Raw genomic sequence first — 23,762 nt, 5'->3', positions numbered from 1 at the left:
GTCCCAACGACTCCTAGGACACACATGACCACGTCGCAGCAAAACGTCTTGGAACTCCTGCCCGCCGTCGATATCGTCGATGGCCAGGCAGTCCGGCTCCTCCAGGGCGAGGCCGGATCGGAAACCAGCTACGGCACGCCGCTTGACGCAGCGCTTAACTGGCAGAACGCCGGTGCCGAGTGGGTCCATATGGTGGATCTCGATGCTGCGTTCGGCCGTGGAAACAACGCCGGGCTGATCAGCGAGGTCGTGTCCCGGCTCAACGTCAAGGTGGAGTTGTCCGGCGGCCTTCGTGATGACGAGTCGTTGGAACGCGCCCTGGAGCTGGGCGTTGAGCGCGTCAACCTCGGTACTGCGGCGCTGGAGAACCCGGAGTGGACCCGGCGCGCCATTGAGCGCTTTGGTGACAAGATCGCCGTCGGGCTGGATGTCCGGGGAACCACCCTTGCGGGCCGCGGCTGGACCAAGGAGGGCGGCGACCTCTGGGAGGTGCTGGCGCGCCTGGAGGACGCCGGATGTGCACGCTATGTGGTGACGGATGTGACCAAGGACGGTACGCTGCAGGGCCCCAACGTGGACCTGTTGCGCCGGATGGTGGAACGGACCGGCAAGCCCGTGGTGGCGTCCGGTGGAATTTCCAGCCTGGAGGACCTGCGGGTCCTGCGTGAACTGGTGCCCCTGGGTGTCGAGGGCGCGATTGTGGGCAAAGCCCTTTACGCCGGTGCGTTCACGCTGCCGGAAGCCCTGGATGTAGCCGGCCGACGCTGATGCCGCACGAAGAGCACCAAGGCCAGGGCCGGCGGGAGCTGCCTGGACACATCGCCGCTGCCTTGGCAGGCGCCGGGGGAGCCACGGACTCTGCAGGCCAGCCGTGGGCCGGTCGCAGCCTGCAGGGCGAGGACGCCAGGATCCACAATTTCGAGGACGACGACGGCACAGCCGATCCGGCTTACCTCGCCGCAGTTGGCGCCCTGCTGGACGGTACCGGCGGTGAAGCGGGGGTAGTTGCTTCGCTGGCCACAGCCAGGGTCTTTGTTCCGGTGGTAGCCCAGCTTGCCCAGGAAGCCGAAGGCGTCGACGGGCTGCATGCAGACAAGCAGGCTGATATGGCATTGGTCACACTGAAGGCGCCCGATGGCCGCACGGCGATGCCGGTGTTTACCTCCGCTGCCGCCCTGGAGGCCTGGCATGCTGAGGCGCGTCCCGTGGCTGTTTATGCAGCCCGCGCCGCACTGTCAGCGGTTTCGGAGGGGGCCCAGCTTCTGGTGCTGGATCCGGGCTCGGACTTCACGTTTGTTGTAAGGCGCCCGGCGATGTGGGCCCTTGCCAAGCAGCGGGACTGGACGCCGTCATACCTTGATGATCAACTGGAGTCTGCTCTCGCTTCGGCAGCCACGGCCTTCCCGGCAGTGCGACGCGTGGAAACGCGTCCGGGCGCCGGCGTGGCTGCACGGACCGCGGATGGACAGGTGGTGTCCGGCGGTGGTGCGGGTCCGGAACTCCAGGTGGTGCTCTACCTCGAAGACGGGCTGGACGCCGGTGCCGTCCAGCAGCTCGTGTCCGGCCTCAACGAGGCCTGGGCAAACATGGAGGCCTTCGCTGAGGGCGTGGACTCCATCGAAGTAAAACTGCAGCGTGCGGCGCAGGAGCCCGGGCTGCACTAACGGCAGCACCCGTTCATCCCGGGGCTGCCCCGGGGGAACAAGAGGAAAGAAGCTGTGAACTTCGCTCTCTACAAAGAGATGCTGGCCATCCGTCCGGTGAGGCGTTTGCTGCTCGTGGGCATGGTGGCGCGGATTCCGCACTCGGCGGCCGGTGTCCTGCTGACGCTGCATATCGTCATGACGCTGGGAGAAGGCTACGCCGCCGCCGGCGCCGCCGCCGCGGTCATGACCATCGGCATTGCCGTTGGTGCCCCGTGGCGTGGCCGGCGGGTCGATACGGTGGGCCTCAGGAAGGCGTTGATACCTTCCGTCGTGTCGGAGACGGTCATCTGGTCCATCGTTCCGCATGTGTCATATTCCTGGCTGCTGCCCCTGGTCTTTGTGGGCGGGCTGTTCACCTTGCCCATTTTCAGCGTCGTCCGGCAGTCGCTTGGCGTCATGGTGGATGGCGAGCAGCGCCGGTCCGCGTACGCACTCGATTCCATCGCCACCGAACTCGTCTTCATGATTGGCCCGGCGATTGGCGCGGTGGTGGCCACCAGCGGCTTTTCGGCGCTCGGCCTGACCGCTGTGGGAATCTCCGTGTCGGTGGCCGGCTTGTTCCTGATGTGGTTCAACCCGCCGACCAGGAGCGAGGACGCCTGCACGCCGGAGGAGTCCGCGGAACGTGCCGCGGACGACCTCGCCGCAGCTGAAGCCGCGATGGTGGCCTCGGCGCCTGGCCACGTGCAGGAGGCGGCGTCGGAGATGGCTCCCGCGGCCTCGCGGACGGCGGCCCTGCGCCACAGGGTCGCACGGAACTTCACGTGGTTCACGGTCTCCGTAGCTGCGCTGTTCGCCGTGGCTGCCGGTGCGGGCATGGTGCTGAGCGGCTCGGATGTGAGCATTGTGGGACTGCTTGAACGCGGCGGCCACGAGAACCAGATCGGCATTGTGTTCTTCTTCTGGTGCGCGGCATCGGTGGTGGGCGGTTTGATCTATGGCGGCATGAAGCGGCAGGTTTCGCCCATGCTGCTCCTCCTCGGCATGGCCGCCCTGACCATTCCCATGGGTTTTGCCCAGGACACCTGGTCGCTCGCACTGCTGTCCATCCTGCCCGGTTTATTGTGCGCTCCGGTCCTGTCGGCGTCATCGGAGAAGGTCGCGGACCTCGTGGATGAGGAACGCCGTGGCGAGGCCATGGGCTGGTATGGTTCCGCACTGACTGCCGGAGTGGCCTTGGGTTCGCCCCTGGCCGGTGTCTTCATCGACTCCGTGGGTCCTTGGGGCGGTTTCGCTGCCGTGGGCTCGGCCGGGGTTGTGCTCTGCTGTGCGGGACTGGTCCTGATGTCGCTGCGGCGTCGGTCCGCCCGGGTCTGATCGCGGCATCCCCGGGCGGCGGTATGGCCGCACCGTTGGAGCTTCAGCCGGATGGTGGCCACAACGTGGCGATAAACCACGACGGCGGGCCGAACCTTGTGGGTTCGGCCCGCCGTTTGGCTATTGCAGGCTCGTGGGGGAGGTCAGTTGACCGGCCCGGTGAACTTTTCGCCCGGGCCCTTCCCGGGAGCGTCCGGAATCAGGGAAGCTTCGCGGAAGGCCAACTGGAGGGACCGCAGCCCGTCGCGCAAGGGACCGGCGTGCTGCGAGCCGATTTCCGGAGCAGCAGCCGTGACCAGTCCAGCCAGGGCGGTGATGAGCTTGCGGGCTTCGTCGAGATCCTTCAGATCGTCCGCGTTGGGGTCGTCGGCAAGTCCCACCTTCACTGCCGCAGCGCTCATGAGGTGCACGGCGCCGGTGGTGATGACCTCTACGGCGGGGACTTCTGCGATGTCGCGGATCTGCTGGGAAACTCCGGAACCGGCGGGAGCGTCATCGCTGTAGGAGTTGCGGGAATTGCTGTCTTCAGTGCTCATACTGGTAAGCTTGACACAGACCGGCTGGAAGTCGTTATTCAGCATGGATGGTCCCGCCGCGTGCAATGTGCACTGGGCGGGTTATTTCTGTAGAATTGATTTTCAGTTTGCAAGCGGAGTTCTCTCCCACCCGCGTCAGCCGCTCCCTCCGGGGACAGATCCCAACCGGGACAAGAGGTTGCCGGGTACTTGGTCGGACACAAGCAGGGCGGTTGCCGTGCGGGTGTGGGCAGGTCCTGGTTTCAGGGCCCGCCGAACCGATCTTTGAGGCCTTCGATTGCACCTGCAATTGGAGGCCTTCTCTATTTGCCGGTGAACTCACCACAACCACAGGAGCTTTAACATTAGCGAGCCAAGAATCAATGAGCGTATCCGCGTCCCCGAGGTGCGGCTGGTCGGCCCTGCCGGCGAACAGGTAGGAATTGTCCGCATCGAAGACGCCCTGCGTCTTGCTGCCGAATCCGATCTCGATCTCGTTGAAGTTGCCCCGCAGGCCAAGCCCCCTGTGTGCAAGTTGATGGACTTTGGCAAGTACAAGTACGAGGCAGCGGTCAAGGCCCGGGAAGCCCGGAAGAACCAGACCAACACGGTTCTCAAGGAAATCCGTTTCCGCCTGAAGATCGACAAGCACGACTACGAAACCAAGCGGGGGCACGCACTGCGCTTCCTCGGCGCCGGTGACAAGGTCAAGGCCATGATCCAGTTCCGTGGCCGTGAGCAGCAGCGCCCCGAAATGGGCATCCGCCTGTTGCAGCGCTTTGCCGAAGATGTTGCCGAGGTTGGCGTTGTCGAGTCGAGCCCGCGTATCGATGGCCGCAACATGGTCATGGTGATCGGTCCGCTCAAGAACAAGGCCGAAGCCAAGGCTGAGGCCCGCCGCGCAGCACAGCGCGCCGAAGCCAAGGCACAGAACGAGGCCAAGGCCGCCGCGCGGGTGGACACCTCGGGCGACCAGGGACCGATGACGCAGACCCTTGGAGACCTTCTTCCGGCAGGGCTGGTGGGTTCCGCCGGGGAGCCTGACCAGGACACCGCTGCCCCCGTGGCCGAGGACGCCCAGGCATCCGTCGCCGTTGAAGCGCCGGCCCAGGAAGCCCAGGCTCCTGAAGCCCAAGCTCCTGAGGCAGAGGCTCCTGTGGCCGCAGCCGCACCGGCTCCGGTTGAGGAAACCCGGGCCGAGGCCGCACCGGCTCCGGTTGAGGAAACCAAGGCCGTGGGCGAGGAACCCAAGGCTGAAGCTGTGGCGCCGGCAGCCGCGGAGGCAGCTCCGGCAGCGCAGGCTCCCAAGCCCGCAGTTCCTGCCGCACCGAAGCCGGCTGTCCCTTCGGCTCCGAAGCCAGTGGCAAAGCCTGCAGCACCCAAGCCGGGTGCACGGCCGGCAGCGCCCAAGGCCACGCCGAAGCCTGCTTCACGCAAGACCAACTAGTTCGACGCCGTGGAGGCCCTGCCTCCACGGCAAGCAACCAGCACGCCGGCCCCAGCAGGCCGGCTGCACGAAAGAACTGCGGACACAGTCCGCGGATACGTAAGGAGATCGGTTCCCATGCCGAAGATGAAGACCCACAGCGGTGCTAAGAAGCGCTTCAAGCTGACCGGCACCGGCAAGCTGAAGCGCCAGCAGGCCAACCGCCGCCACTACCTGGAGCACAAGCCCACCACCCTGACCCGCCGCCTCGCCGGCGACAAGATCGTCTTCAAGGGCGATGCCAAGGTCATCAAGAAGATGCTGGGCGTCTAAGTTCCAAGCACTTTGGTTTCCGCCGTCCGGCGGACACCGACTACACCAAAAGCCTTCTCAGGCCGCCGGGTTTCCCGGCAGTAGCAGCTTGGGATAAAGATTTCTGAAGGAGTACGCACGTGGCACGTGTGAAGCGGGCGGTCAACGCCCACAAGAAGCGCCGGGTTGTCCTCGAACGCGCCAAGGGTTACCGCGGTCAGCGTTCGCGCCTTTACCGCAAGGCAAAAGAGCAGCTGCTGCACTCGTTTGTTTACAGCTACGGCGACCGCCGCAAGCGCAAGGGCGACTTCCGCCGCCTCTGGATCCAGCGCATCAACGCCGCATCCCGCGCCAACGGCCTCACCTACAACCGCCTGATCCAGGGCCTGAAGGCTGCTGAGGTTGAGGTTGACCGCCGCATGCTTGCTGAGCTGGCTGTCTCGGACGCCAACGCATTCGCTGCCCTGGTGAACGTTGCCAAGGCTGCCCTGCCGTCCGACACCTCCGCTCCGGCGGCCAAGGCCGACGCTGCAGCTCCCAAGGCTGCCAAGGTTGCTCCGGCTGCCGCCACGGCTACCGCTGTCAAGGCAGTTGTTTCCGAGAAGCCGGCCATCGATGGCGCTGTTGCAGCCGTTGACGGCGAGGGTGCTCCGGAGGGCTTTGCCATCAAGGGCAACGCCGAGTCCAAGAAGTACCACGTTCCGGGTTCCACCTGGTACGAGAACACCGCTGCTGAGTACTGGTTCTCCACCGTTGAGGCTGCCAAGGCTGCAGGCTACGAGCCCGCAGGTGGCGAAGCCCGCCAGCAGATCAAGAACTAGTCGCACCTGCGGCTAAAGTTCTTTATATGAACAACACCGGACGCCCGCAAGACTTTCCGATGACCAACCCCCGAGCAGATCGGGTGAAGGATGTCGCAAAGCTTGCCGGGCGTCCGGCGCGTTTAAAGCGTGGTCGCTTCCTGGCCGAAGGTCCGCAGGCGGTACGTGAGGCGTTGGTCCTTCACCGTGAACGGACAGCGGCGGGAGGATCCGCCGTCGTGCATGAAGTGTACGCGAGCCAGGCGTGCCTCGACCGGCTCCCGGAACTGGACGACCTCGCCCGGGGTACCCGGCTGCGCCTGGCTACAGACGACGTCTTGTCCGCCATGGCGGATACCGTGAACCCGCAAGGCATCGTGGCGGTCTGCTCCTTCGTTGACGTCGGGCTTGCAGACGTCCTCGACGCCGGCCCGCAACTTCTTGCCGTGATGTGCCAGGTCCGTGACCCGGGTAATGCGGGGACGGTCCTGCGCGCGGCGGATGCGGCCGGGGCGGACGCCGTCATCCTCACCGGTTCCAGCGTGGATATTTACAACCCGAAGGCGGTCCGTTCCACTGCGGGTTCGTTGTTCCACCTGCCCGTAGTGCTCGGTGTGGAGGTGGCAGACCTGGTGGCCCGGTGCAAGGAGCGCGGGATTGGTGTCCTTGCAGCCGACGGGTACGGATCCGTGAACCTTGACCAGTTGCAGGATCAGAACGCCGCCCGCCGGATGGGCGTGGGCAGTGCACCCTCAGAGTACGCCCTTGAAGATCCCACGGCCTGGCTCTTCGGGAATGAGGCCCAGGGGCTGTCCGACGCCGAATTGGCGTTGGCCGACCATCGGGTTGCTGTGCCTGTATACGGGGCGGCCGAAAGCCTCAATCTGGGTACCGCGGCCACCGTATGCCTTTACGCCAGTGCCCGGTCGCAGCAGGGCGCCCGGGTCGTGAATGCTTAAAATCCCCGGACACGGGTACGGTATTGCTTGCAAGATCAGACGATGACGACTCTTCTTGGCACAGACAATACTTTCCCGAAACCGAAGAGGTGAAGCTTTCGTGGCTGCTAGTGGCGGTACCAAAGCAATCGTGGCGGCCCTTGCCGCGAACCTGACCATCGCCGTACTCAAATTCATCGCGTTCATCCTGACGATGTCATCGTCCATGCTCGCCGAGGCCATCCACTCGGTGGCCGACTCAGGCAACCAGGTGCTTCTCCTGGTGGGCGGCAAGCGCGCCAAGCGTGCTGCAAGCGCCGAGCATCCCTTCGGCTACGGCCGCGAACGGTATATCTACGCTTTTATCGTGTCCATTGTGCTCTTCAGCGTCGGTGGCCTTTTTGCGTTGTACGAGGCATGGGAGAAGTTCCAGCACCCGCACGGCATCGAGGGTGACTTCTGGTGGGTTCCGTTGGCTGTCCTGGTGGGTGCCATCATCGCGGAGTCGTTCTCGTTCCGGACGGCCATCATCGAATCCAACCACGTCCGTGGGAAGCAGGGCTGGGTGTCGTTCGTCCGCAACGCCAAGCAGCCGGAGCTGCCGGTCATCCTGCTGGAGGATCTCGGTGCACTCCTGGGCCTCATATTCGCCTTGTTCGGTGTCGGCCTGACGCTGATTACCGGCGATGGCGTGTGGGATGCCCTGGGTACCGCCATGATCGGCCTCCTGCTGGTGGCGATCGCCGTGGTCCTAGCGCTGGAAACCAAGTCGCTGCTGCTGGGGGAGTCCGCCACCAAGGACGACGTCGCCCGGATCACGGGAGCCCTTGAGGCTGACGGAACACGCATCATCCACCTCAAGACCCTGCACCTGGGACCGGATGAGTTGCTGGTTGCTGCCAAGATCACCATGGGTGCCGCTGATACCGGCCAGTCGATCGCCAAGGTAATTGACGACGCCGAGCAGCGCATCCGTGCGGCGGTTCCGATTGCGCGGGTCATCTATCTGGAACCGGACCTGGAACGCGTGAAGGCGTAGTCAGGTCCGTTCAGGAAGAAACCGGAAAAGCCATGGGCTCCGCAGGTGCGGAGCCCATGGCTTTTGTCTTTGCAGGGGGCCAGGCTTTCGTAGCCTTGGGCTGCGACTGGACCGGGCTGCCTTCAGGACGCGAGCGGTCTCCTGCGTTCCAGCAGGCCACTGACCACGGCGACCCCCAGGCCGAGGACGGCCAGGACGGCGCCCACCAGGGCGGGGGCCACGTACCCCCAGCCCCAGGCGATGACTGTGCCGCCGAGGAAGGCACCCAGGGCGTTGGCGATGTTCAAGGCCGAGTGGTTGAGGGATGAGGCCAGCGACGCTGCCCCGGGTGCCGCATCCAGGAGGCGGGTCTGCAACGCCGGAGTCAGCATGGATCCGATGCCACCTACGACGAAGGCCATGGCGAACGCTGACCACGCCCAGTGGGCGGCCACCGCGTAAACGACCAGGGCAAGTGCGATGCCTGGCATGATCCAGTAGATGCTGCCCATCACCGAACGGTCCGCGAGGCGTCCACCGATGATGTTGCCCACCACCATGCCCAGGCCGTACAGCGCCACCACGGCCGGGATGAGGCTTTCGGGGATACCCGCCACGCCGGTCATGGTGTGGGCAATGTAGGTGTAGACGGCGAAGAAACCGCCAAAGCCGATGATGCCGATCAGGAGTGCCAACCACACCTGGAGCCGCTTGAGTGCGCCAAGCTCCCGGCGGATACTGGCCTCCGGGTGGGCGGCTTCGAACGGCACGAATTTCCATACCATGGCTACAGTTGCCAGCCCGATGGCGCCCACGATGACGAACAGCAGCCGCCAGCCGAAGGTTTGGCCCACCCACGTAGCCAAGGGCACGCCGATGACGTTGGATACCGTGAGCCCGGCCATGACCATGGAGATGGCCCAGCCTCGCTTGGTGGGGGCCACCAGCCCTGCGGCGATGACCGCGGCCACACCAAAGAAAGCGCCGTGGGGCAGGCCAGAGGCGAACCGTGAGAGCAGCATCAAGCCATAGTCAGGCGCGATGAACGACGTGAGGTTGGCGATGGCCAGGAACAGCATCAGGCCGAGGGCGAGGTGTTTTCTGGGCAGCTTGGCCCCAAATGCGGCGAACACCGGTGCTCCGATGACCACTCCCAGCGCATAGGCGGAGATCAGGTTGCCGGCCTCCGGCGTGCTGATCTGCAGGCCCTGCTCCACTTCCTTGAGCAGGCCCATCATGGCGAACTCGGTGGTGCCGATCGCAAAGCCGCCCATGGCCAGGGACAGGATGGCGAGGCCGAGGTGCGGCTTCTTTCGGACGGTTGGGGCGGTCGGGGACACGGTGGTAGTCATAAGCCTGCTTCTGGGTTGCCTGGCGGCTGGGAGAGTCGGAGAAATCCGATAACAAGCTTAGTCGTGATGACGCTGCCGGAAGGGTCTCTTGTGACGAGGCCCATGCTCCACCGCACCTAGACTGTTTCCGTGACTGGATTGATCAACGTCGTGGGCGCCGCAATCGTCGATTCCCTGGAGAACCCCCGCATGCTGCTGGCCGCCCGGCGCACTTCGCCACCGCACCTGGCGGGGATGTGGGAATTCCCGGGCGGGAAAATTGAGGATGGCGAACAGCCCGAAGCGGCCTTGCACCGCGAACTGAGCGAAGAGCTTGGCGTAGAGGTCCGGTTGGGGGTCGAATTGCCGTCCGGGGAGCCCCGCGGATGGCCGCTGAATGAGCGTGCTGTGATGCGGGTATGGTTCGCCGAGGTGCTTGAGGGCGAGCCACGGCCCTTGGAAGACCACGACGAACTGCGGTGGATGCCGCTGGACCAGGCCGGCGGTGCCTTGGAACTTGACTGGATTCCCGCCGACTTTCCGATAGTGCGCGCGCTCCTGGATCACGCCGGGGCCGCTGTGCCTCTTGGCGGCTCAGAACAGGGGTTGCTGCCCGGACAGTGACGGACTGGTGCCGCGGGGGTCATCCGCCGATACATCCGGACCCGCCCCCGAAGAGCGCGCGTTCCGGTGGCTGAAGCCATGAGAACCTGAAAAACCATGCTTGCCCTTGAAGTAGTTGATGCGTCCGGCAAGCCAGGTCCTGTATTCGGTGGACGCGTAGGAACCCTTGCCGTAAAGCCTCCGGTAGCGGCCCACGAGTTCCGGGTGGTGCGAAGCGAGCCAGTCCATGTACCACTCGCGGGTTCCGGGCTTGAGATACAGCGCCCCGGCCGTGACGCCGGTGGCACCTGCCTTGGCCAATTCGCCGAAGAGGGCATCCAGGGCTTCATCCGAATCAGTCAGCCAAGGGAGGATGGGCATGGCCATGACACCGCAGCCCAGACCTGCGTCCCGCAAGCGGGATATGAGCTTCAGCCGTGCTTTGGGGGAGGGCGTTCCAGGTTCGATGGCATCGGCCAGGTCCTGGTTGGTCATGGCCAGGGAGATGCCAAGGTCTACGGGGACCATCGTGGCGGCGTGCTTGAGCAACGGGATATCCCGGGTCAGCAACGTGCCCTTGGTGAGAATGGAGAAGGGCGTCCCTGACTCTGCCAGTGCACGGATGATGCCCGGCATGAGGGCGTAGCGGCCTTCGGCCCGTTGGTAGGGATCCGTGTTGGTTCCCAAGGCCACCTGGTGCCTGCCCCATGAGGGCTTTGACAGTTCCTTCTGGAGGACCTCTGCCGCGTTGATCTTCACTACCACCTGCGAGTCGAAGTCCCGTCCGGCGTCGAACTCAAGATAGGTGTGGGTCTTCCGGGCAAAACAGTAGACGCACGCGTGGCTGCAGCCCCGGTAGGGATTCACGGTCCATTCGAAAGGCATGTTCGAACCCGGTGGCACCTTGTTGAGCACTGACTTGGCGGTGACCTCATGGAAGGTGACTCCGGAGAATTCGGGTGTAGAGATGGAACGCACAAGCCCGGCCAGCGGGATCAGTGCGTCCATGGCCGGGGCAGGGCCAGGAGCAGGATTGCGGTCAGTCCCGGAATCCGGTTCACGCGTTGGTGAAAGTGCTTGCGCGTCCCATCTCATGAAGTCCATTCGAATATATGTTCTAAGTTAAGTCAAGGATTGGCGCGGCTTGCGACCGGCCATTGCTAAGGTGGCTTCATGATTCTGCTGACGGGTTTTGAGCCCTTTGGAGGCGACACCCTCAATCCGTCATGGCAGGCTGTGCTGGGAGCGAGGGGCATCCTCGCCGGGGAAGGGCACGAGGTTGAAGCGGTCCAGCTGCCCTGCGTCTTCAATGAGTCACGGGAGGCCTTGGCCGAAGCCATGGGCCGGCTGGATCCGGAACTGGTCATCAGCGCCGGACTTGCCGGGGGCCGGGCCCGGATCTCCCTGGAGCGGGTGGCGATCAACTGTGATGACGCGCGCATCCCTGACAACAAGGGGAGGCGGCCCGTGGACCAAGCGGTCGTGGAGGGCGGCCCTGCGGCCTACTTCACCACACTGCCCATCAAGGCCGCCCTTCGCGATCTTCAGATTGAAGGAATCAAAGCCGACATTTCACAATCGGCCGGTACCTACGTTTGCAACCATGTTTTCTACGGACTGATGCACGACCTGGCCACCTCGGGCCGACAGGCGCGTGGCGGCTTCGTCCACGTCCCGTGGCTCCCCGGGCAGGCCGGAACCCAAGGGCCGTCCATGGAACTGGACCAGATGGCCCGCGGGTTGGCGGTTATCGCGAAGACCACACTGGCAACACCCGTGGATGCGCGCCTCGCCGGCGGCGCCCTCCACTGAAGACGGCCCTTCCGGACCTGCGTCCGCCGATTACCCGTCCAGGAGTTCCCACTCCACCACCACGCCCGCAGTCACCGACGTTTCTCCGGCCTCCAGGGGCAATGCCTCTGCCGCGTACGCCCGCACCATTCCCCCCATGGGGACGGGCGCAGCATGAGAGGGCTGCTGGGAGATGGCAACCACTCGGCCCAAGGTTGCGGAGGCCAGAGCCGCGTACTGTTCCGCGCGCCGTCGAGCGTCCTTCCACGCCGCCTCCCGGGCCCGGGCCTCCACTTCGGCGGCATCCGCAAAGCCCTGTTCAACCCCGTTGATCCGGATATCGTTTCCGCCGGCTGCAACAGCCGCGGCAATGGCGGCCGGGGCCTCGGCGTGGGACCGGATTCCCACCTGCAGGGTGGTGGACGCGACGTACGCGGTGACCTTTTGGCCTTGCCCTTCCACCCACACGAGGTCCGCCCGCAGATTCAGGCCGCTGGTACGGAGGTCGGCGTCCCGGATGCCGGCCGCGCGCAGGCTGTCGCCGACCGCGGCAGCCGCCCTCCCGGCGTCGTCATAGGCAGCTGCCGCCGAATCCCTGCGGGTCTCCACCCCCAAGGTCAAGGTGACCAGGTCCGGAACCGCTGTGGCGCTGGCCGTACCCGTGACGGTAATGGTGCGTTTCATGACTCAACCCCGTTCTTTGTGCCTGCAGTCCTGGTGATGTCTGTCCTGACATAGCCTCCCGCCGCCAGGCCCGCCTGGCGCTCAAAGAAGTTCTTCGACGCCGGATCGCCGGCGCTGGCCAGGGACCAAGCCGCCGCCACACCATAGGCGAGCAGGAACGGCAGACCCAGGCAGTAGGCATATTGGGTGCTGTGCCGCTCCTCGTGACCCAGGAGGAGCGCGCTGCGTCCTGCCTCGCCTGCGGGTGCCCGGTAGAGAATGACGTTGCCTACGGTGAATGCACCGGCGTGGGGGAGCCTCCACCTGTAACCGGAAGCGATCAGCAGCCCGCGGGGGCCGGGGGCCACGCGCGACCGGGACGCGGCCGCAACCAGGAGGCCCAAGGGCGTGCTCAGGTTCAGGACGTTGGCGACCTGGCGCAGGCGCTGTCCGGGAGTCATGAGGCCATGCTAGACCCCACGCCAGTCTTCGACGCTACCGCCCGAACGGGTTAAAACCGGCCCACCACGTTCAATTAGACTGAAGGGAGTGTCCGCAGTCCGGGGTGAGCTTCGGCGCGAACACTGCCATTCGTATCGAAGGCCCGTTGCCAGGGCCGCTCCCGACTCGTAGCTAAGAACAGTAGATGACTGACACTTTGCCAGGCGCTGCCATCCCGAATCCGTTGGATGAAGCTGCCATCACCGCTGCCGTAGAGCACGCGCTCGCTGCCATTGCAGCTGCGTCCACCCTCGATGAACTCAAGGCCGTACGCCTCGCCCACACCGGCGAGAAGTCTCCGCTCAGCCTTGCCAACCGTGAAATCGGTGGCCTCGCCAAGGAGCACAAGGCTGCAGCGGGAAAGCTCATGGGTTCCTCCCGGGGCCGGGTCAACAAGGCGCTCGCAGCGCGGACCGCTGTTCTTGAGGCGGAGAACGACGCCCGCATCCTCGTGGAGGAAACGGTCGATGTGACTGCCGCCCCCCGGCGCCGACGGGCCGGTGCCCGCCACCCGCTGTCCACCCTTCAGGACCGCGTATCGGACATCTTCGTCGGCATGGGCTGGGAGATCGCCGAGGGACCCGAAGTCGAGTCCGAATGGTTCAACTTCGATGCCCTGAACTTCAAACCGGACCACCCGGCCCGCGAAATGCAGGACACGTTCTTTGTCGAACCCCCCGAGGCCCACCTGCTGATGCGGACCCACACTTCTCCAGTGCAGGTCCGTTCGATGCTGGAGCGCGAGGTGCCCATCTACGTGCTGTGCCCGGGCAAGGTGTTCCGCACGGACGAACTCGATGCCACCCACACGCCTGTGTTCCACCAGTTCGAGGGCCTCGCCATCGACAAGAACCTGAGCATGGCCGACCTGCGTGGCACGCTGGAACATTTTGCGCGCCAGATGTTCGGCGAGGAAGCTTCGATCCGGCTGCGTCCCAACTACTTCCCGTTCACGGAGCCGTCCGCCGAACTGGACATCTGGCACCCGGGAGCCAAGGGCGGCCCGCGCTGGATCGAATGGGGTGGCTGCGGCATGGTCAACCCCAACGTCCTGCGGGCGGCCGGCATCGATCCGGACGTCTATTCAGGTTTTGCCTTCGGCATGGGCATCGAGCGCACGCTCATGTTCCGCAACGAGGTCGGCGACATGCGCGACATGATCGAGGGCGATGTACGTTTCAGCGAGCACTTCGGGATGGAGATCTAACAGTGCGTATCCCACTTTCCTGGCTGCGTGAGTTCGCGCAGGTACCGGCCGATGCCACGGCCGAAGACGTCATGGCGGACCTGGTCAAGGTCGGCTTTGAAGAAGAAGCCGTCCACCGGCCCACCGATACCCTGCAGGGTCCGATCGTGGTTGGCCAGGTGCTGAGCCTGGTCAAGGAACCGCAGACCAACGGCAAGACCATCAACTGGTGCCAGGTCCGGGTGGTTCCGGAAGGACAGGAACAGACGCTGACCGGCAAGGGCATCGATCCTTCCGGTGTGCAGGGCATCATTTGCGGTGCCCACAACTTCGTGGAAGGCGACAAGGTAGTGGTGACACTGCCCGGCGCCGTGCTGCCCGGAGACTTCCACATCTCCGCACGCAAGACTTACGGACACCTTTCCGCCGGCATGATCGCTTCCGTGCGTGAGCTCGGCATTGGCGAGGACCACGACGGCATCCTGGTGCTGTCCAGCATCGGCCTCGACCCGGAGATCGGCACGGACGCCATGGAACTGCTGGGCCTCTACGACCAGGCCGCGGAAATCAACGTCACTCCGGACCGCGGCTACGCGTTCTCCATCCGTGGTGTGGCCCGGGAATACGCGCATGCCACCGGCACCACCTTCACTGATCCCGCGTCCAAGGTCACTGCACCGGCCAGCCTGCAGGGTGGTTACGGCGTCAAGCTCAACGACGACGCTCCCATCTACGGCAAGCCCGGATGTGACCGCTTCGTAGCGCGCACGGTCCGTGACGTTGATCCGTCGCGCCCCACGCCGCCCTGGATGTCCTCCCGCCTGCGCCTTGCGGGCATCCGGAGCATCTCGCTTCCGGTGGATATCTCCAACTACGTCATGCTGGAGCTCGGCCAGCCCAACCACTGCTACGACCTCGATAAGCTCTCCGGCGACATCGTGGTGCGCCGCGCCGTGGCGGGGGAGAAGATCACTACCCTGGACGACAAAGAGCGCACTCTCGACGTCGAGGACCTGTTGATCACCGACGACTCCGGTGCCATTGGCATTGCCGGCGTCATGGGCGGCGCCCACACCGAAGTGTCGGACTCCACCACCAACATCCTGGTGGAGGCTGCCCACTTCGACGAGGTGTCGATTGCCCGCTCGCGCCGCCGCCACAAGCTGCCGTCCGAGGCGTCCAAGCGCTTTGAGCGTGGCGTCGACTGGCATGTGGCGAACATTGCCGCGCAGCGCGTCGTCGACCTGCTGGTCGAACTGGCCGGCGGCACCGCCGACGAGACCGGGACCGACGTCGGTACCGCGCCCGATGCCGTCACCATCGAGTTGCCGGCCGACTTCGCCTCGAAGCGCATTGGCATCGACTTCACCGAAGAACAGATCACCACGTCCCTGGTGGACCTCGGTGCTGTCGTAGAGAAGTCCGGAGCCGGCTACATCGTCACGGCACCGAGCTGGCGCAACGACCTCGAAATCAAGGAGGACCTCTCCGAGGAAATCGCCCGCCTGGTGGGCTACGACAACATCCCTGCCACCCTGCCGGTGGCGCCTCCGGGGCGTGGCCTCAGCCGCACCCAGCAGCAAAAGCGGCGCGTCGTCCAGGCCCTTGCCGATGCCGGGTTGACCGAGGTACTGTCCTACCCCTTCGTTACCAAGGCAGCCAACGACACCTTTGGTGTGGCCGTGGAAGGCGCCGGGCGTCCGGCGCTGAAGCTCGCCAACCCGATCAGCGAGGAACACGGCTACCTCCGGACCTCCATCCTCCCGGGCTTGATTGAGGTGGCCCGCCGTAACCATTCGCGGGGCTTCCGCGACCTGGCGCTGTATGAAGCCGGGTCGGTGTTCCTGCCCGGTGAAAAGCTGGGCACCGATTCCATCCCGCCGTTGGGCGTCAAACCCGCCGATGATGTTCTTGAGGGACTGTTCGACGGCGTTCCGCACCAGCCGCTGCACATCGCCGCGGTCCTGACGGGCCATGATTCTCCCGCTGCCGCGACGCACACACCCCGCGCCTGGGATTGGGCAGATGGCCTGGACATTGCACGGCTGATTGGCGATGTCCTCGGCGTGGAGCTCGTGGTGAGCCAGGGAAGCCACCAGGCCTTCCACCCCGGGCGCGCCGCCAAGCTCGCGCTGCGCAGTGGGGAACTGGTGGGATACGCCGGTGAACTGCACCCGAAGCTGCTGGCCGCGCAGGACATGCCGGCCCGGTCCGTTGCCGTAGAGGTCGACGTCGACGTCCTCTTCCAGGCTGCCGCAGACGTGATTGTGGCCAAGCACATCTCCGGGTTCCCCGTGGCAACCCAGGATGTCGCCCTGGTGGTTCCGCAGGAGGTGCCGGCAGACGATGTCCTGGCAGCCCTCCGGGAAGGTGCGGGGGAACTGCTGGAAGACGTGGCCTTGTTCGATGTCTACCAGGGTGCAGGGATTGAAGAGGGCAGGAAGTCGCTCGCGTTCGGACTCCGGTTCCGGGCAGGGGACCGCACCCTGACGGCGGACGAAGCCTCCGAAGCCCGGGCGGCGGCTGTGGCTGTCGCTGCCGAAAGGTTCGGAGCCGTCCAGCGCTGATCAAACGCTGTGTGTGGAAAATATCCCCGGAACCTCCTGGTTCCGGGGATATTTTCTTTCCCCCTTTAGATGAAGAAGCGGTTTTTGGCAGTCATGCTGTCGAGCCGATGGCACCATTCCGAGCGTTCGGCTCCTGATGCCGCTGAGTCCAATTGGCTCAGGAGGACGTCCGGGTCCAGGACCTCCGGATCGTGGCTGTAGACAAACCGGTCGTCCGGAAAAACGGAACTTCGATCCGTTTGCGCCTGGCTGAACCCGTGAACCGAAGGCCTCGTCCAAAAGATGCCGGAGCCTACGACTTTGGCGGGGACGCCGGCCAAGGTCGAGTTCGATGGCATGCTTTTGGTGACCAGCGCCCGCGCCGCCAGGATGCTGCCCGACCCGACCCGGGCACCTTTGAGCAGCAGCACATCCTCGCCGAGCCATACGTGGTCTCCCACCCAAATGGATTCGCTGGGATTCAGCCGTTGACGATCGTGGACGGAATAGATGAGGTGTGGGTCGGCAGTCCGGAAGACGACACGGGATGAAAACATGGCATCGCTGCCAATGATGACGTGTTTACGTTCGGTTGGCAGGAAGCGTGCCTCGGACGTGAACGAGGCTCCCGGGCCGAGGTAAAGCACCGAATCCTCGAAGACGGTCGCCACCACTCGCAGGTGCCGCGGAGAACGGCGAAGGTGGATGACGGAGTCATTGCCCAGGAATCTCAGCCTGGAATTGCGCAGTTTGACGCCGTCTTCGACATACAGGGTATTTCCCGTGCCCACAAACTCCACCAGCGATGCCTGGAACTCTGATCCGGCCGCCGGGTTGAGGTGCACCGTGTTGTGTCGGATTCCAGGGACATCCGCATAGGAGCGGATCACTTGGCTGCCTTGGCTGGTGGTTTGGGTGGGTGCCTCGCCCCTAGTAGACATGTGCTGCCATTTCCCCGATGGCCGACGCGTCGTCCGCAGTGGTCGCCATGACGGTGCTATGCGGCCAGTCGACGCGCTGGAGGGCTTCTGCGGCCTCGGTGAGGGGCTCAACGTCGTGGAGCACCATGAGCAACCGCTGTGCACCCGAGGCGATGACGAACCTCAAAGCCAGGAGCTCCGCCAAATCCCACCCATCCAAGAGCTCCACCACAGCAATGTGTGATGCCCTGTGTGTTCCCCGATCGATTGGGATCATGGAGACGTCGGAGTCGATGTCAGCGACAAAATGGAGCTCCATGGTGTCACCATCCGCGTTCGCCTTGGTGCTCCGATACGAGGAGCGGCTGAGTTTATCACCGTCCAGGAGCGCATACGACCTGGTCTGCTTCGCTTCGAGGTCCAATGGCGTCGAGGAGGGATCCAAGCGGTCATCGTGCCCTGCAGCCACGACACCCTGCGGAAGGCGACCCGTCCAGGTGGTTCGTGTGGGTTCAATTGCTACGACCGCAGAGAGTGCATCGAGGGGATCATAGGCTGGGAAAAGCCGCTGGTTGTGGTTCGTGTACTTCACGAAATTGTAGGAGTGGTCAGTCATCAATTGCCGGAAGCGTGTCTTTCCCAGCCATCCCTCGATGAACCAGTTCGCCGTACCGATTGTCGATCCGGTCTGGTCCAGGCGGGCCTGCAGTTGGACCCCATGCTCCTGGGGAAGGACCCGCACGTTTTCACACGAGAAGGAGCGGTGTTGTGGACCATGAAGGAACTCGCGGATGAGGCCGAGCATCGCAGGGAGGGCTGCACGGGCAACCTCCGAGTGCCCTCCGTCAATCCGGTACTTGGTGAGGTGCGGGACATCCTTGACGAGTTCGATGAGTGAGTGATTGCTCAGTTCGTCGGAGTTGGTATAGAAGTAGTCGATGGTCCGGCCCTCCCTGAAGTACTGACGCAGGTTCTCTTCAGGCTGGACCATGCGGCGAAGGGGGTCGCTGAGGAAAAGGTTGTTACGGAAAAACGGCTTGTTGAAGTAATACGGCAGGTTCATTTGTGGGACCGCGATCAGCAGGCGGGCCGCCGGAAAGTGTTGCGCATACTGGATGGCGATACTGCCGCCCTTTGAAGCGCCGAAGAACAGCATCTCCGCAGGGTCGATGTCGAAGCGCGTCCGCAGTTCCTCGATGGCGCGGTTGATGCGGTCGAAAAGCGGGCGGCCGGCATTGTCCGTCATCATGTAGGACCCGGCCGGCAAGTAGCGGTCCTGGAAACACACCATAAGGGTGTCCTTGAGGTCGTGCGCCGTAAGGTCCTTGAGATAGCTGACTGCGTAGGAGATCCGTGATGTGGAAGGACCGAAACCGGGGAAGGTGATCAGTATTTTCTTCGGATTGACCTTGTTTCCACGCAACGAGTAGTAGATGTCCCCGTGCTGTTCCACTCCGTATTGGTGGTCGTACTTCAGCTGCTGGGGAGTGGTGAAGGCTCCCCGCCCGATCGCCAGGTGGTACGGGGTATCGATGTCAAGGGAAAACCGGGCTGGATCCTTTGACGTGACAATGATGTTCCGATACTCCAGCGGAAAGCCACGGGCCGGGGGTTCAATGAGGTTTCCGTAGACAACCTCCCGGTCCTGGAGCAGCCGGAAGGCCTTGCCCTGGTGCTCTTGCCACTGAGGGAGTGTCAGCCTGGCGAAGTACGTCCCCGGTGGAAGGCTTTCCGAGGCAAGTCGTCGGATGCTGCCTTCCATATTCTTTGCCTCCATCAATCGCCGCACAGGTGCGTTTTTTGATGAGGCCAGGACTTTCCGGGCAATGTGCGTGCCGGAGGGTGAATATGCCGCCTTCACCACTAATCCGCGGATGGTCCGCTTAATGCGTCGAATTTCCTTCATCAGAGACTCAGCATCCTCTCTACGATCTTCGCATTGATTCTTGTGGGATCGACTCCCTGGAAAAAGCGCTCACGGCGTTTTTCAAAGTGCTTGTCCGGGCGAAGGTATTGCTCCTGCACGATATGCGTGATCAATTGGTCGTGCTCCGTCACTACGGGCCCCAGGCCGTCCTGCAGGTAATCGACGCGGCCCTCGTAGGGCTGGTCGCGGAAAAATTCCGGGGCGTCCCAGTGATAGTAGGCAATGGGTGTGCCCATGAAGGCTGCATCCAGCACGGCCGAACTGTAATCAGTGAAGACCATCTCCGCCGAGGCAATCGCTTCCCGGTAGCTCAAGCCGGACCTGATGACGTTCTTCGAGAAGCTGAACTGGCTGGACCTCTTTTCCACGTTGGGGTGGAGTTTCACCTGCAGGGTCCGGCCCGTGTCCTCAAGGAATTCGAGCAGCGCTGGATCTGTCAGGACAGCATCGATGGCACGGAAGTACCCGGAGCGGGCGAAAAGTTCAGTGGATGCCTGGTGGAGGTTGAAACGCCAGGTCGGCATGAAGAGCAAATGTTGGGGCGCCGTTCCTTCCCGGGCCAGGGCTTCGAACCGGGGAAGACCCGAATTGAGGGTTTCGGTCGGAGCTAGCCCGCGCATGTAGTCGGCCTCGAGTTGGCCCGTGGTCACAAAGACATCAAAGTATTTGGAAAGGACCCAGTCCGTCATGTCATTGAGTTGAATGCCGTGCTGCAAATACATGAACCGTGAATTGGCAAAGGACTTGCCCTTGTACCTGATGTTGTAGATTTGCGATGAGACGACGAGGTCGGAGATCAGGAACTTCTCATAGAACTCCGCTGTGAAAATCGGGATGAGCTTGAAGCCTTTTCCGCTCAGCCGTTCCCAATCCGGTGATTTCGGATTCAACGCAAAGCAGGCTTCGGTGAATTCCGGGTGCTTCGTGGTGAAGTATTCGTAAAGGTGCTCGGCGTTGTCGTCGGCCTGTAGCGGTCGGTCGAAGAAGATGATGGTGGACGACGGCGTAATGGGCCGGCTGTAGAAGTCGTAGCTATCTGCCTGGGAATAGCCCGGGCGGGATTCCCTGGGCCTATAGGACTTGTGGATGGTTACGGTGTCGCCTCCGAACTGCAAACTGTACAGGGGGATCCGGGGTCCCGGTGGGGTGCGGCCTTCCGCGAAATCCAGGTAGGCGTCGCACTCGCTGAGCTGCTTGTAGAGGAAGGAGGTGACCTCCGGCGTCACCAGCCACTGAATCCATAAGGCTTCGACGGGTTGCAGGGGCTCAACCCAGGTGAGCTGCTCTGCCAGCCGGTACGTGTGGATGAGGTCCCGGAGGTGCGCCAAACTGACGTTCCCGGCTTTTTGGGCGCGCATGCCCCGAAGGTAGAGCGCAAGGTAGCGGGTCAGATGAAGGCGCATTTGCTTGGAAGCAAGAGGAATCAACGGAACCAGGCGGCTGGTTTCCGGAGCCACCTGCAGGCCAATCGCTGCCTTGGTATCCGAAGCGACCGAGAAGCCGGTTTTTTGAGGTTTGACCTCCGCGATGGACCAGTACAGCCGGTAGGCCAGATAAAGTGCCGACCTGTCGACATCGCCAACGGCCTCCAAGGCGTCCTGGAGGCGGCGGACGTTGAAAGCGATACCGAAGATGTCTGTGTCGCGGGCGTACTGGTAGGCGTCGTCGATCTTCGTTGTCTCAACATTGTTTGGCAGGGCTCCGGTGTAGATCACGGGCTCAGCAAGATACACCGAACGTGTACGGAGATACTCGACCATGGTGGTGACGTACGACGCCGAGACCTGGTGTGAGGCCTTCAGGAACACGACGTACCTGGTCTCGATGGATTCGCAGATACGTGCCACGCTGCCTGTGGTCAGCGGCTCCCGGACGTGGTGAAGTACGAACAGGTTCTCATACCTGAGCCTTGCGGCAACGATGCGCCTGTAGAGAACCGATTCGCGATCGAGGCCCTCCTCAGCCTCCAAAACGATGGTGAGCAGGGGTTCCGTAACTGGCATGTGAGTCCTCAGCGAAAGTACCTGGGCGGCGGTTCCACAACCTGCGGAACGTCACCCTTGTTATTGGTCATATGAAGCTGAGTGGGTTGACATCCGGAATCGTGACGCGATTTTCGGCAGAATCTTCACTCCGCGAAGCATCATGGGCCACCAGCCCCCGCGGATGATCCCGATAGCCTTGGTGTGGGAACCATCTGGAAAATGTGGAGGTCGCGTGGGCAGCGAGGTGACGAAGGGGAGCCCGGTCCTGGAACTGCAGAGGCTGGGCGACGTGTCCGTTCCCGGCGACAACCTCCAGCGGCTGGGGGCCCCGGCCCGGCGCCGTGCCCTCAGGTTCGCCGGATCCAAGGACCGTGAAGAGTTCATTGCCGGGCGGATCGCCGCGCAGCGCTACGCCGCGTCGCTCCTCGAGGTGGACCCGACCCGGCTCACGCCGGCATACGATTGCCCGCAGTGCGGACCCGGGCAGGATCACGGCCGCCCAGGGTTCATGCTCGACGGCGGTCCGGCGCCTTTGGTGCTTAGCGCCTCCCGGGCGTCGGGCTGGGTGCTGCTGGCCGCCGTCGTACGTCCGCCCTGCGGAACCCTGCTGGGAGTGGACCTAGAGAGCGTCTCTGCTGCCGCTTACAAGGGCTTTGACGACGTCGCCCTGACGCCCCGGGAACGGGACGCTGTGATCCGGTTGCCCGCAGCCGAACGCAATACCGGCCGGGCACGGCTCTGGGCACGGAAGGAAGCCTGGCTGAAGATGACCGGTGAAGGGCTCCGCCGGGACCCGGCCGGACTCGACGTGCTGGACCGGAACGGCCTGAGTGATCTGGTGCTTCCTGCAGGGATGGAAGGGCTCGTTGCAGCGCTGGCCCTCAGCCATGCCCCGGAAGGTGTCAGGGAAGGGGCGGAAGCGCTGCCTCGTAGAGCCATGGCTGCAGGAGGGCTTCCGGGTTGATTCCCGGGATGAAGGAACCGGCCGCTGTGACGAACGCCTCCGTGGAAACTGAGCCATGGCGGTTGGTGGCAGTCCAGTACTGAAGGAACCCGAAAAAGGCTTCGTCCCCTGCAGCGACCCGCAGGGCGTGCACGGCAAGGGCACCGCGCTTGTAGACCCGGTCGTCGAACATGAGTTCCGGTCCCGGGTCACCTACCAGGAGGTCCTGCGCGGACATTTGCAGCCTCTTCCATGCCGCCGCGGCGCGCTCTGCCACGGGCATGGTTCCGGACTCTTCGGACCAGAGCCACTCGGCGTAGCAGGCGAAACCTTCGTGCAGCCAGATGTCCTTCCACGTGCCCGCGGTCAGGGAGTTTCCAAACCATTGATGGGACAGCTCGTGGGCAATCAGGCGCTGTGCCTCCCACGTGTCGCGCATGTGGTTGCGTCCGAAGATGGACAGGGTTTGGGCTTCCAGGGGGATGTCGAGTTCGTCCTCCGTGACAACTGACGTGTACTCCGTGAACGGATACGGCCCAAAGCAATCCTCGAAGGTCCGCATCATGTCAGGCTGGCGTCGAAGACCGTGGCGTGCTTCTTCCGACCTGGCGGCCGTGACCGCGGCGAACTGGGGCACGCGGTGGTGGGTGTCGTCCGGGTTGAGGGGGACCATCACATAGCGGCCGATCTGGAGGGTGGCGAGGTATGTGGCCATGGGAACGTTGTGTTCGTAGACCCAGGTTTCCCGGCTGGACTTGCGGGTCCTGGAGATGAGCTGTCCGTTGCAGACGGGCCGGTAGTTTTCGTCCGTGGTGACAGAAATGAGGAACGTGGACTTGCTCCGTGGATGGTCGTTGCAGGGGAACCAGGATGCGGCACCATTGGGCTGGCCCGCAACCAGCACGCCGTCGTTGAGTTCCTCCCAGCCGACTTCGCCCCAAAGCCCTTTGCGTGGCCGGGGGATGCCGTCGTACTTGATGTCCAGCAGGAAGGTCTGTCCCGGTTTCAGCGGCGCGCCGGCGGTCACCACGAGGTGTTCTGCCCTGTGGGAGAACTTTTGGACCTTCCGGCCGTCAAGCGACACCTTGGAAGCCCGCAGTCCCACGAGATCCACCAGCAGGGTATTGCCGGGTTCCAGCGCGGTGCAGTGAAGCAGTGCCCGGCCCGTCAGCCTGTTGCTTGCCAACCTGACGTCCAGGTCCAGTTCGTACCGGTCCACGCGGTACCCTGTGCTGCCGTGACCCAGGGCGTATTGGTCGGCTGTGCTTGGCGTCGTACTGGGTGCGGTCATGGAATTCGGGGACCTCAATCCTGTCTGGCTCGTATGACCGGTG

The 23,762-nt window shown here is 63.8% G+C and carries 22 protein-coding genes; 13 read left to right on the top strand and 9 right to left on the bottom strand.

The features are described 5' to 3' along the window. The first annotated feature begins 24 nt into the window (after positions 1-24). From priA to ACSVIE_RS13285, 3 genes are read left to right on the top strand one after another with little or no spacing between them, the layout of a single operon-like run. A complete protein-coding gene (gene priA, locus ACSVIE_RS13295) occupies positions 25-768 on the top strand; it encodes a bifunctional 1-(5-phosphoribosyl)-5-((5-phosphoribosylamino)methylideneamino)imidazole-4-carboxamide isomerase/phosphoribosylanthranilate isomerase PriA (RefSeq protein WP_426006873.1) in 744 nt (247 codons plus the stop codon). After that, positions 768-1,664 (top strand): SseB family protein, encoded by an 897-nt coding sequence (locus ACSVIE_RS13290; protein ID WP_442424151.1) that lies wholly within the window; start codon positions 768-770, stop codon positions 1,662-1,664. Before priA ends, ACSVIE_RS13290 begins: the two co-directional genes overlap by 1 nt. A 54-nt stretch (positions 1,665-1,718) precedes the next feature. Beyond that, positions 1,719-3,023: an MFS transporter gene (locus ACSVIE_RS13285; protein ID WP_442424150.1), complete on the top strand. Its 1,305-nt coding sequence runs from the start codon at positions 1,719-1,721 to the stop codon at positions 3,021-3,023. A 143-nt stretch (positions 3,024-3,166) separates the two neighbouring features. Here the strand turns inward: ACSVIE_RS13285 and ACSVIE_RS13280 are convergent, their stop codons facing one another. Then, positions 3,167-3,559 carry a DUF1844 domain-containing protein gene (locus tag ACSVIE_RS13280; RefSeq protein WP_426006877.1) on the bottom strand — a complete coding sequence of 131 codons (393 nt, stop codon included), beginning with the start codon at positions 3,557-3,559 and terminating at the stop codon, positions 3,167-3,169. Positions 3,560-3,944: 385 nt separating this feature from the next. Here ACSVIE_RS13280 and infC point away from each other — a divergent pair, with 385 nt between their 5' ends. The 5 genes from infC (at position 3,945) to ACSVIE_RS13255 (ending at position 8,053) form a co-directional block, all read left to right on the top strand. Next, a complete protein-coding gene (infC, locus tag ACSVIE_RS13275) occupies positions 3,945-4,985 on the top strand; it encodes a translation initiation factor IF-3 (RefSeq protein WP_442424149.1) in 1,041 nt (346 codons plus the stop codon). Positions 4,986-5,102: 117 nt separating this feature from the next. Further along, positions 5,103-5,297, top strand: coding sequence for a 50S ribosomal protein L35 (gene rpmI / locus ACSVIE_RS13270; RefSeq protein ID WP_347110628.1), 195 nt, complete (start codon positions 5,103-5,105; stop codon positions 5,295-5,297). Positions 5,298-5,416: 119 nt separating this feature from the next. Next, positions 5,417-6,097, top strand: coding sequence for a 50S ribosomal protein L20, sunset domain variant (gene rplT, locus ACSVIE_RS13265; protein WP_426006881.1), 681 nt, complete (start codon positions 5,417-5,419; stop codon positions 6,095-6,097). A gap of 26 nt (positions 6,098-6,123) precedes the next feature. Then, the gene (locus tag ACSVIE_RS13260) at positions 6,124-7,035 is read left to right on the top strand and encodes a TrmH family RNA methyltransferase (RefSeq protein WP_426006883.1); all 912 of its coding nucleotides are present in this window, start codon (positions 6,124-6,126) and stop codon (positions 7,033-7,035) included. Between the two features lie 100 nt (positions 7,036-7,135). Further along, entirely contained in the window at positions 7,136-8,053 is a 918-nt protein-coding gene (locus ACSVIE_RS13255; protein WP_426006885.1) for a cation diffusion facilitator family transporter, read from the top strand. Positions 8,054-8,175: 122 nt separating this feature from the next. Here the strand turns inward: ACSVIE_RS13255 and ACSVIE_RS13250 are convergent, their stop codons facing one another. Then, positions 8,176-9,384 carry an MFS transporter gene (locus tag ACSVIE_RS13250; RefSeq protein WP_442424148.1) on the bottom strand — a complete coding sequence of 403 codons (1,209 nt, stop codon included), beginning with the start codon at positions 9,382-9,384 and terminating at the stop codon, positions 8,176-8,178. Positions 9,385-9,513: 129 nt separating this feature from the next. On the opposite strand from ACSVIE_RS13250, the gene ACSVIE_RS13245 reads away from it, so the two are divergent. Further along, complete coding sequence (locus tag ACSVIE_RS13245) at positions 9,514-9,987, top strand: (deoxy)nucleoside triphosphate pyrophosphohydrolase (RefSeq protein WP_426006889.1); 474 nt, start codon at positions 9,514-9,516, stop codon at positions 9,985-9,987. Here ACSVIE_RS13245 and ACSVIE_RS13240 read toward each other — a convergent pair. Beyond that, on the bottom strand, positions 9,958-11,061 hold the full coding sequence (locus ACSVIE_RS13240) for an Rv2578c family radical SAM protein (RefSeq protein ID WP_426007513.1): 1,104 nt from the start codon (positions 11,059-11,061) through the stop codon (positions 9,958-9,960). The genes ACSVIE_RS13245 and ACSVIE_RS13240 overlap by 30 nt on opposite strands. A gap of 78 nt (positions 11,062-11,139) precedes the next feature. On the opposite strand from ACSVIE_RS13240, the gene pcp reads away from it, so the two are divergent. Then, positions 11,140-11,778 carry a pyroglutamyl-peptidase I gene (gene pcp, locus ACSVIE_RS13235; protein WP_426006891.1) on the top strand — a complete coding sequence of 213 codons (639 nt, stop codon included), beginning with the start codon at positions 11,140-11,142 and terminating at the stop codon, positions 11,776-11,778. A gap of 30 nt (positions 11,779-11,808) precedes the next feature. Here the strand turns inward: pcp and ACSVIE_RS13230 are convergent, their stop codons facing one another. Next, positions 11,809-12,441 carry an SIMPL domain-containing protein gene (locus ACSVIE_RS13230; protein WP_426006892.1) on the bottom strand — a complete coding sequence of 211 codons (633 nt, stop codon included), beginning with the start codon at positions 12,439-12,441 and terminating at the stop codon, positions 11,809-11,811. Continuing rightward, the gene (locus ACSVIE_RS13225) at positions 12,438-12,881 is read right to left on the bottom strand and encodes a hypothetical protein (protein ID WP_426006894.1); all 444 of its coding nucleotides are present in this window, start codon (positions 12,879-12,881) and stop codon (positions 12,438-12,440) included. The genes ACSVIE_RS13230 and ACSVIE_RS13225 overlap by 4 nt, the downstream gene beginning before the upstream one ends. A 185-nt stretch (positions 12,882-13,066) precedes the next feature. Between ACSVIE_RS13225 and pheS the strand changes: the two genes are divergently transcribed. Further along, on the top strand, positions 13,067-14,128 hold the full coding sequence (pheS, locus tag ACSVIE_RS13220) for a phenylalanine--tRNA ligase subunit alpha (protein WP_426006895.1): 1,062 nt from the start codon (positions 13,067-13,069) through the stop codon (positions 14,126-14,128). 2 nt (positions 14,129-14,130) lie between these two features. Beyond that, entirely contained in the window at positions 14,131-16,674 is a 2,544-nt protein-coding gene (pheT, locus tag ACSVIE_RS13215) for a phenylalanine--tRNA ligase subunit beta (protein ID WP_442424147.1), read from the top strand. Between the two features lie 65 nt (positions 16,675-16,739). Here pheT and ACSVIE_RS13210 read toward each other — a convergent pair whose 3' ends face one another. The 3 genes from ACSVIE_RS13210 to ACSVIE_RS13200 all read right to left on the bottom strand — a co-directional run bounded on the left by ACSVIE_RS13210 (position 16,740) and on the right by ACSVIE_RS13200 (position 21,503). After that, entirely contained in the window at positions 16,740-17,594 is an 855-nt protein-coding gene (locus tag ACSVIE_RS13210) for an acyltransferase (protein ID WP_426006898.1), read from the bottom strand. Next, the gene (locus ACSVIE_RS13205) at positions 17,584-19,335 is read right to left on the bottom strand and encodes a hypothetical protein (protein WP_442424146.1); all 1,752 of its coding nucleotides are present in this window, start codon (positions 19,333-19,335) and stop codon (positions 17,584-17,586) included. Before ACSVIE_RS13205 ends, ACSVIE_RS13210 begins: the two co-directional genes overlap by 11 nt. A 143-nt stretch (positions 19,336-19,478) precedes the next feature. Then, positions 19,479-21,503 (bottom strand): CDP-glycerol glycerophosphotransferase family protein, encoded by a 2,025-nt coding sequence (locus ACSVIE_RS13200; protein WP_442424145.1) that lies wholly within the window; start codon positions 21,501-21,503, stop codon positions 19,479-19,481. A gap of 214 nt (positions 21,504-21,717) precedes the next feature. Between ACSVIE_RS13200 and ACSVIE_RS13195 the strand changes: the two genes are divergently transcribed. Beyond that, positions 21,718-22,449 carry a 4'-phosphopantetheinyl transferase family protein gene (locus ACSVIE_RS13195; protein WP_442424144.1) on the top strand — a complete coding sequence of 244 codons (732 nt, stop codon included), beginning with the start codon at positions 21,718-21,720 and terminating at the stop codon, positions 22,447-22,449. Here ACSVIE_RS13195 and ACSVIE_RS13190 read toward each other — a convergent pair. Then, a complete protein-coding gene (locus ACSVIE_RS13190; protein ID WP_442424143.1) occupies positions 22,388-23,719 on the bottom strand; it encodes a M1 family metallopeptidase in 1,332 nt (443 codons plus the stop codon). The two genes, ACSVIE_RS13195 and ACSVIE_RS13190, sit on opposite strands and share 62 nt — an antisense overlap. Positions 23,720-23,762: the final 43 nt, after the last annotated feature.

The sequence above is a fragment of the Paenarthrobacter sp. NCHU4564 genome, from assembly GCF_052156435.1.
Classification (GTDB): Bacteria; Actinomycetota; Actinomycetes; order Actinomycetales; family Micrococcaceae; genus Arthrobacter.
Note: the sequence above shows the minus strand (reverse complement) of the source record. Positions and strands in the feature narration are given on the sequence as shown.

Bases quoted from the DNA above. Each gene is read 5' to 3' on its own strand.
- ACSVIE_RS13280 (WP_426006877.1), bottom strand. From the start codon at position 3,559: ATGAGCACTGAAGACAGCAATTCCCGCAACTCCTACAGCGATGACGCT.
- ACSVIE_RS13230 (WP_426006892.1), bottom strand. From the start codon at position 12,441: ATGAAACGCACCATTACCGTCACGGGTACGGCCAGCGCCACAGCGGTT.
- ACSVIE_RS13205 (WP_442424146.1), bottom strand. From the start codon at position 19,335: ATGGAAGGCAGCATCCGACGACTTGCCTCGGAAAGCCTTCCACCGGGG.
- ACSVIE_RS13240 (WP_426007513.1), bottom strand. From the start codon at position 11,061: ATGAGATGGGACGCGCAAGCACTTTCACCAACGCGTGAACCGGATTCC.
- ACSVIE_RS13200 (WP_442424145.1), bottom strand. From the start codon at position 21,503: ATGCCAGTTACGGAACCCCTGCTCACCATCGTTTTGGAGGCTGAGGAG.
- ACSVIE_RS13210 (WP_426006898.1), bottom strand. From the start codon at position 17,594: ATGTCTACTAGGGGCGAGGCACCCACCCAAACCACCAGCCAAGGCAGC.
- priA (WP_426006873.1), top strand. From the start codon at position 25: ATGACCACGTCGCAGCAAAACGTCTTGGAACTCCTGCCCGCCGTCGAT.
- ACSVIE_RS13250 (WP_442424148.1), bottom strand. From the start codon at position 9,384: ATGACTACCACCGTGTCCCCGACCGCCCCAACCGTCCGAAAGAAGCCG.
- ACSVIE_RS13260 (WP_426006883.1), top strand. From the start codon at position 6,124: ATGAACAACACCGGACGCCCGCAAGACTTTCCGATGACCAACCCCCGA.
- rpmI (WP_347110628.1), top strand. From the start codon at position 5,103: ATGCCGAAGATGAAGACCCACAGCGGTGCTAAGAAGCGCTTCAAGCTG.
- ACSVIE_RS13290 (WP_442424151.1), top strand. From the start codon at position 768: ATGCCGCACGAAGAGCACCAAGGCCAGGGCCGGCGGGAGCTGCCTGGA.
- pheS (WP_426006895.1), top strand. From the start codon at position 13,067: ATGACTGACACTTTGCCAGGCGCTGCCATCCCGAATCCGTTGGATGAA.
- ACSVIE_RS13225 (WP_426006894.1), bottom strand. From the start codon at position 12,881: ATGACTCCCGGACAGCGCCTGCGCCAGGTCGCCAACGTCCTGAACCTG.
- ACSVIE_RS13190 (WP_442424143.1), bottom strand. From the start codon at position 23,719: ATGACCGCACCCAGTACGACGCCAAGCACAGCCGACCAATACGCCCTG.
- pcp (WP_426006891.1), top strand. From the start codon at position 11,140: ATGATTCTGCTGACGGGTTTTGAGCCCTTTGGAGGCGACACCCTCAAT.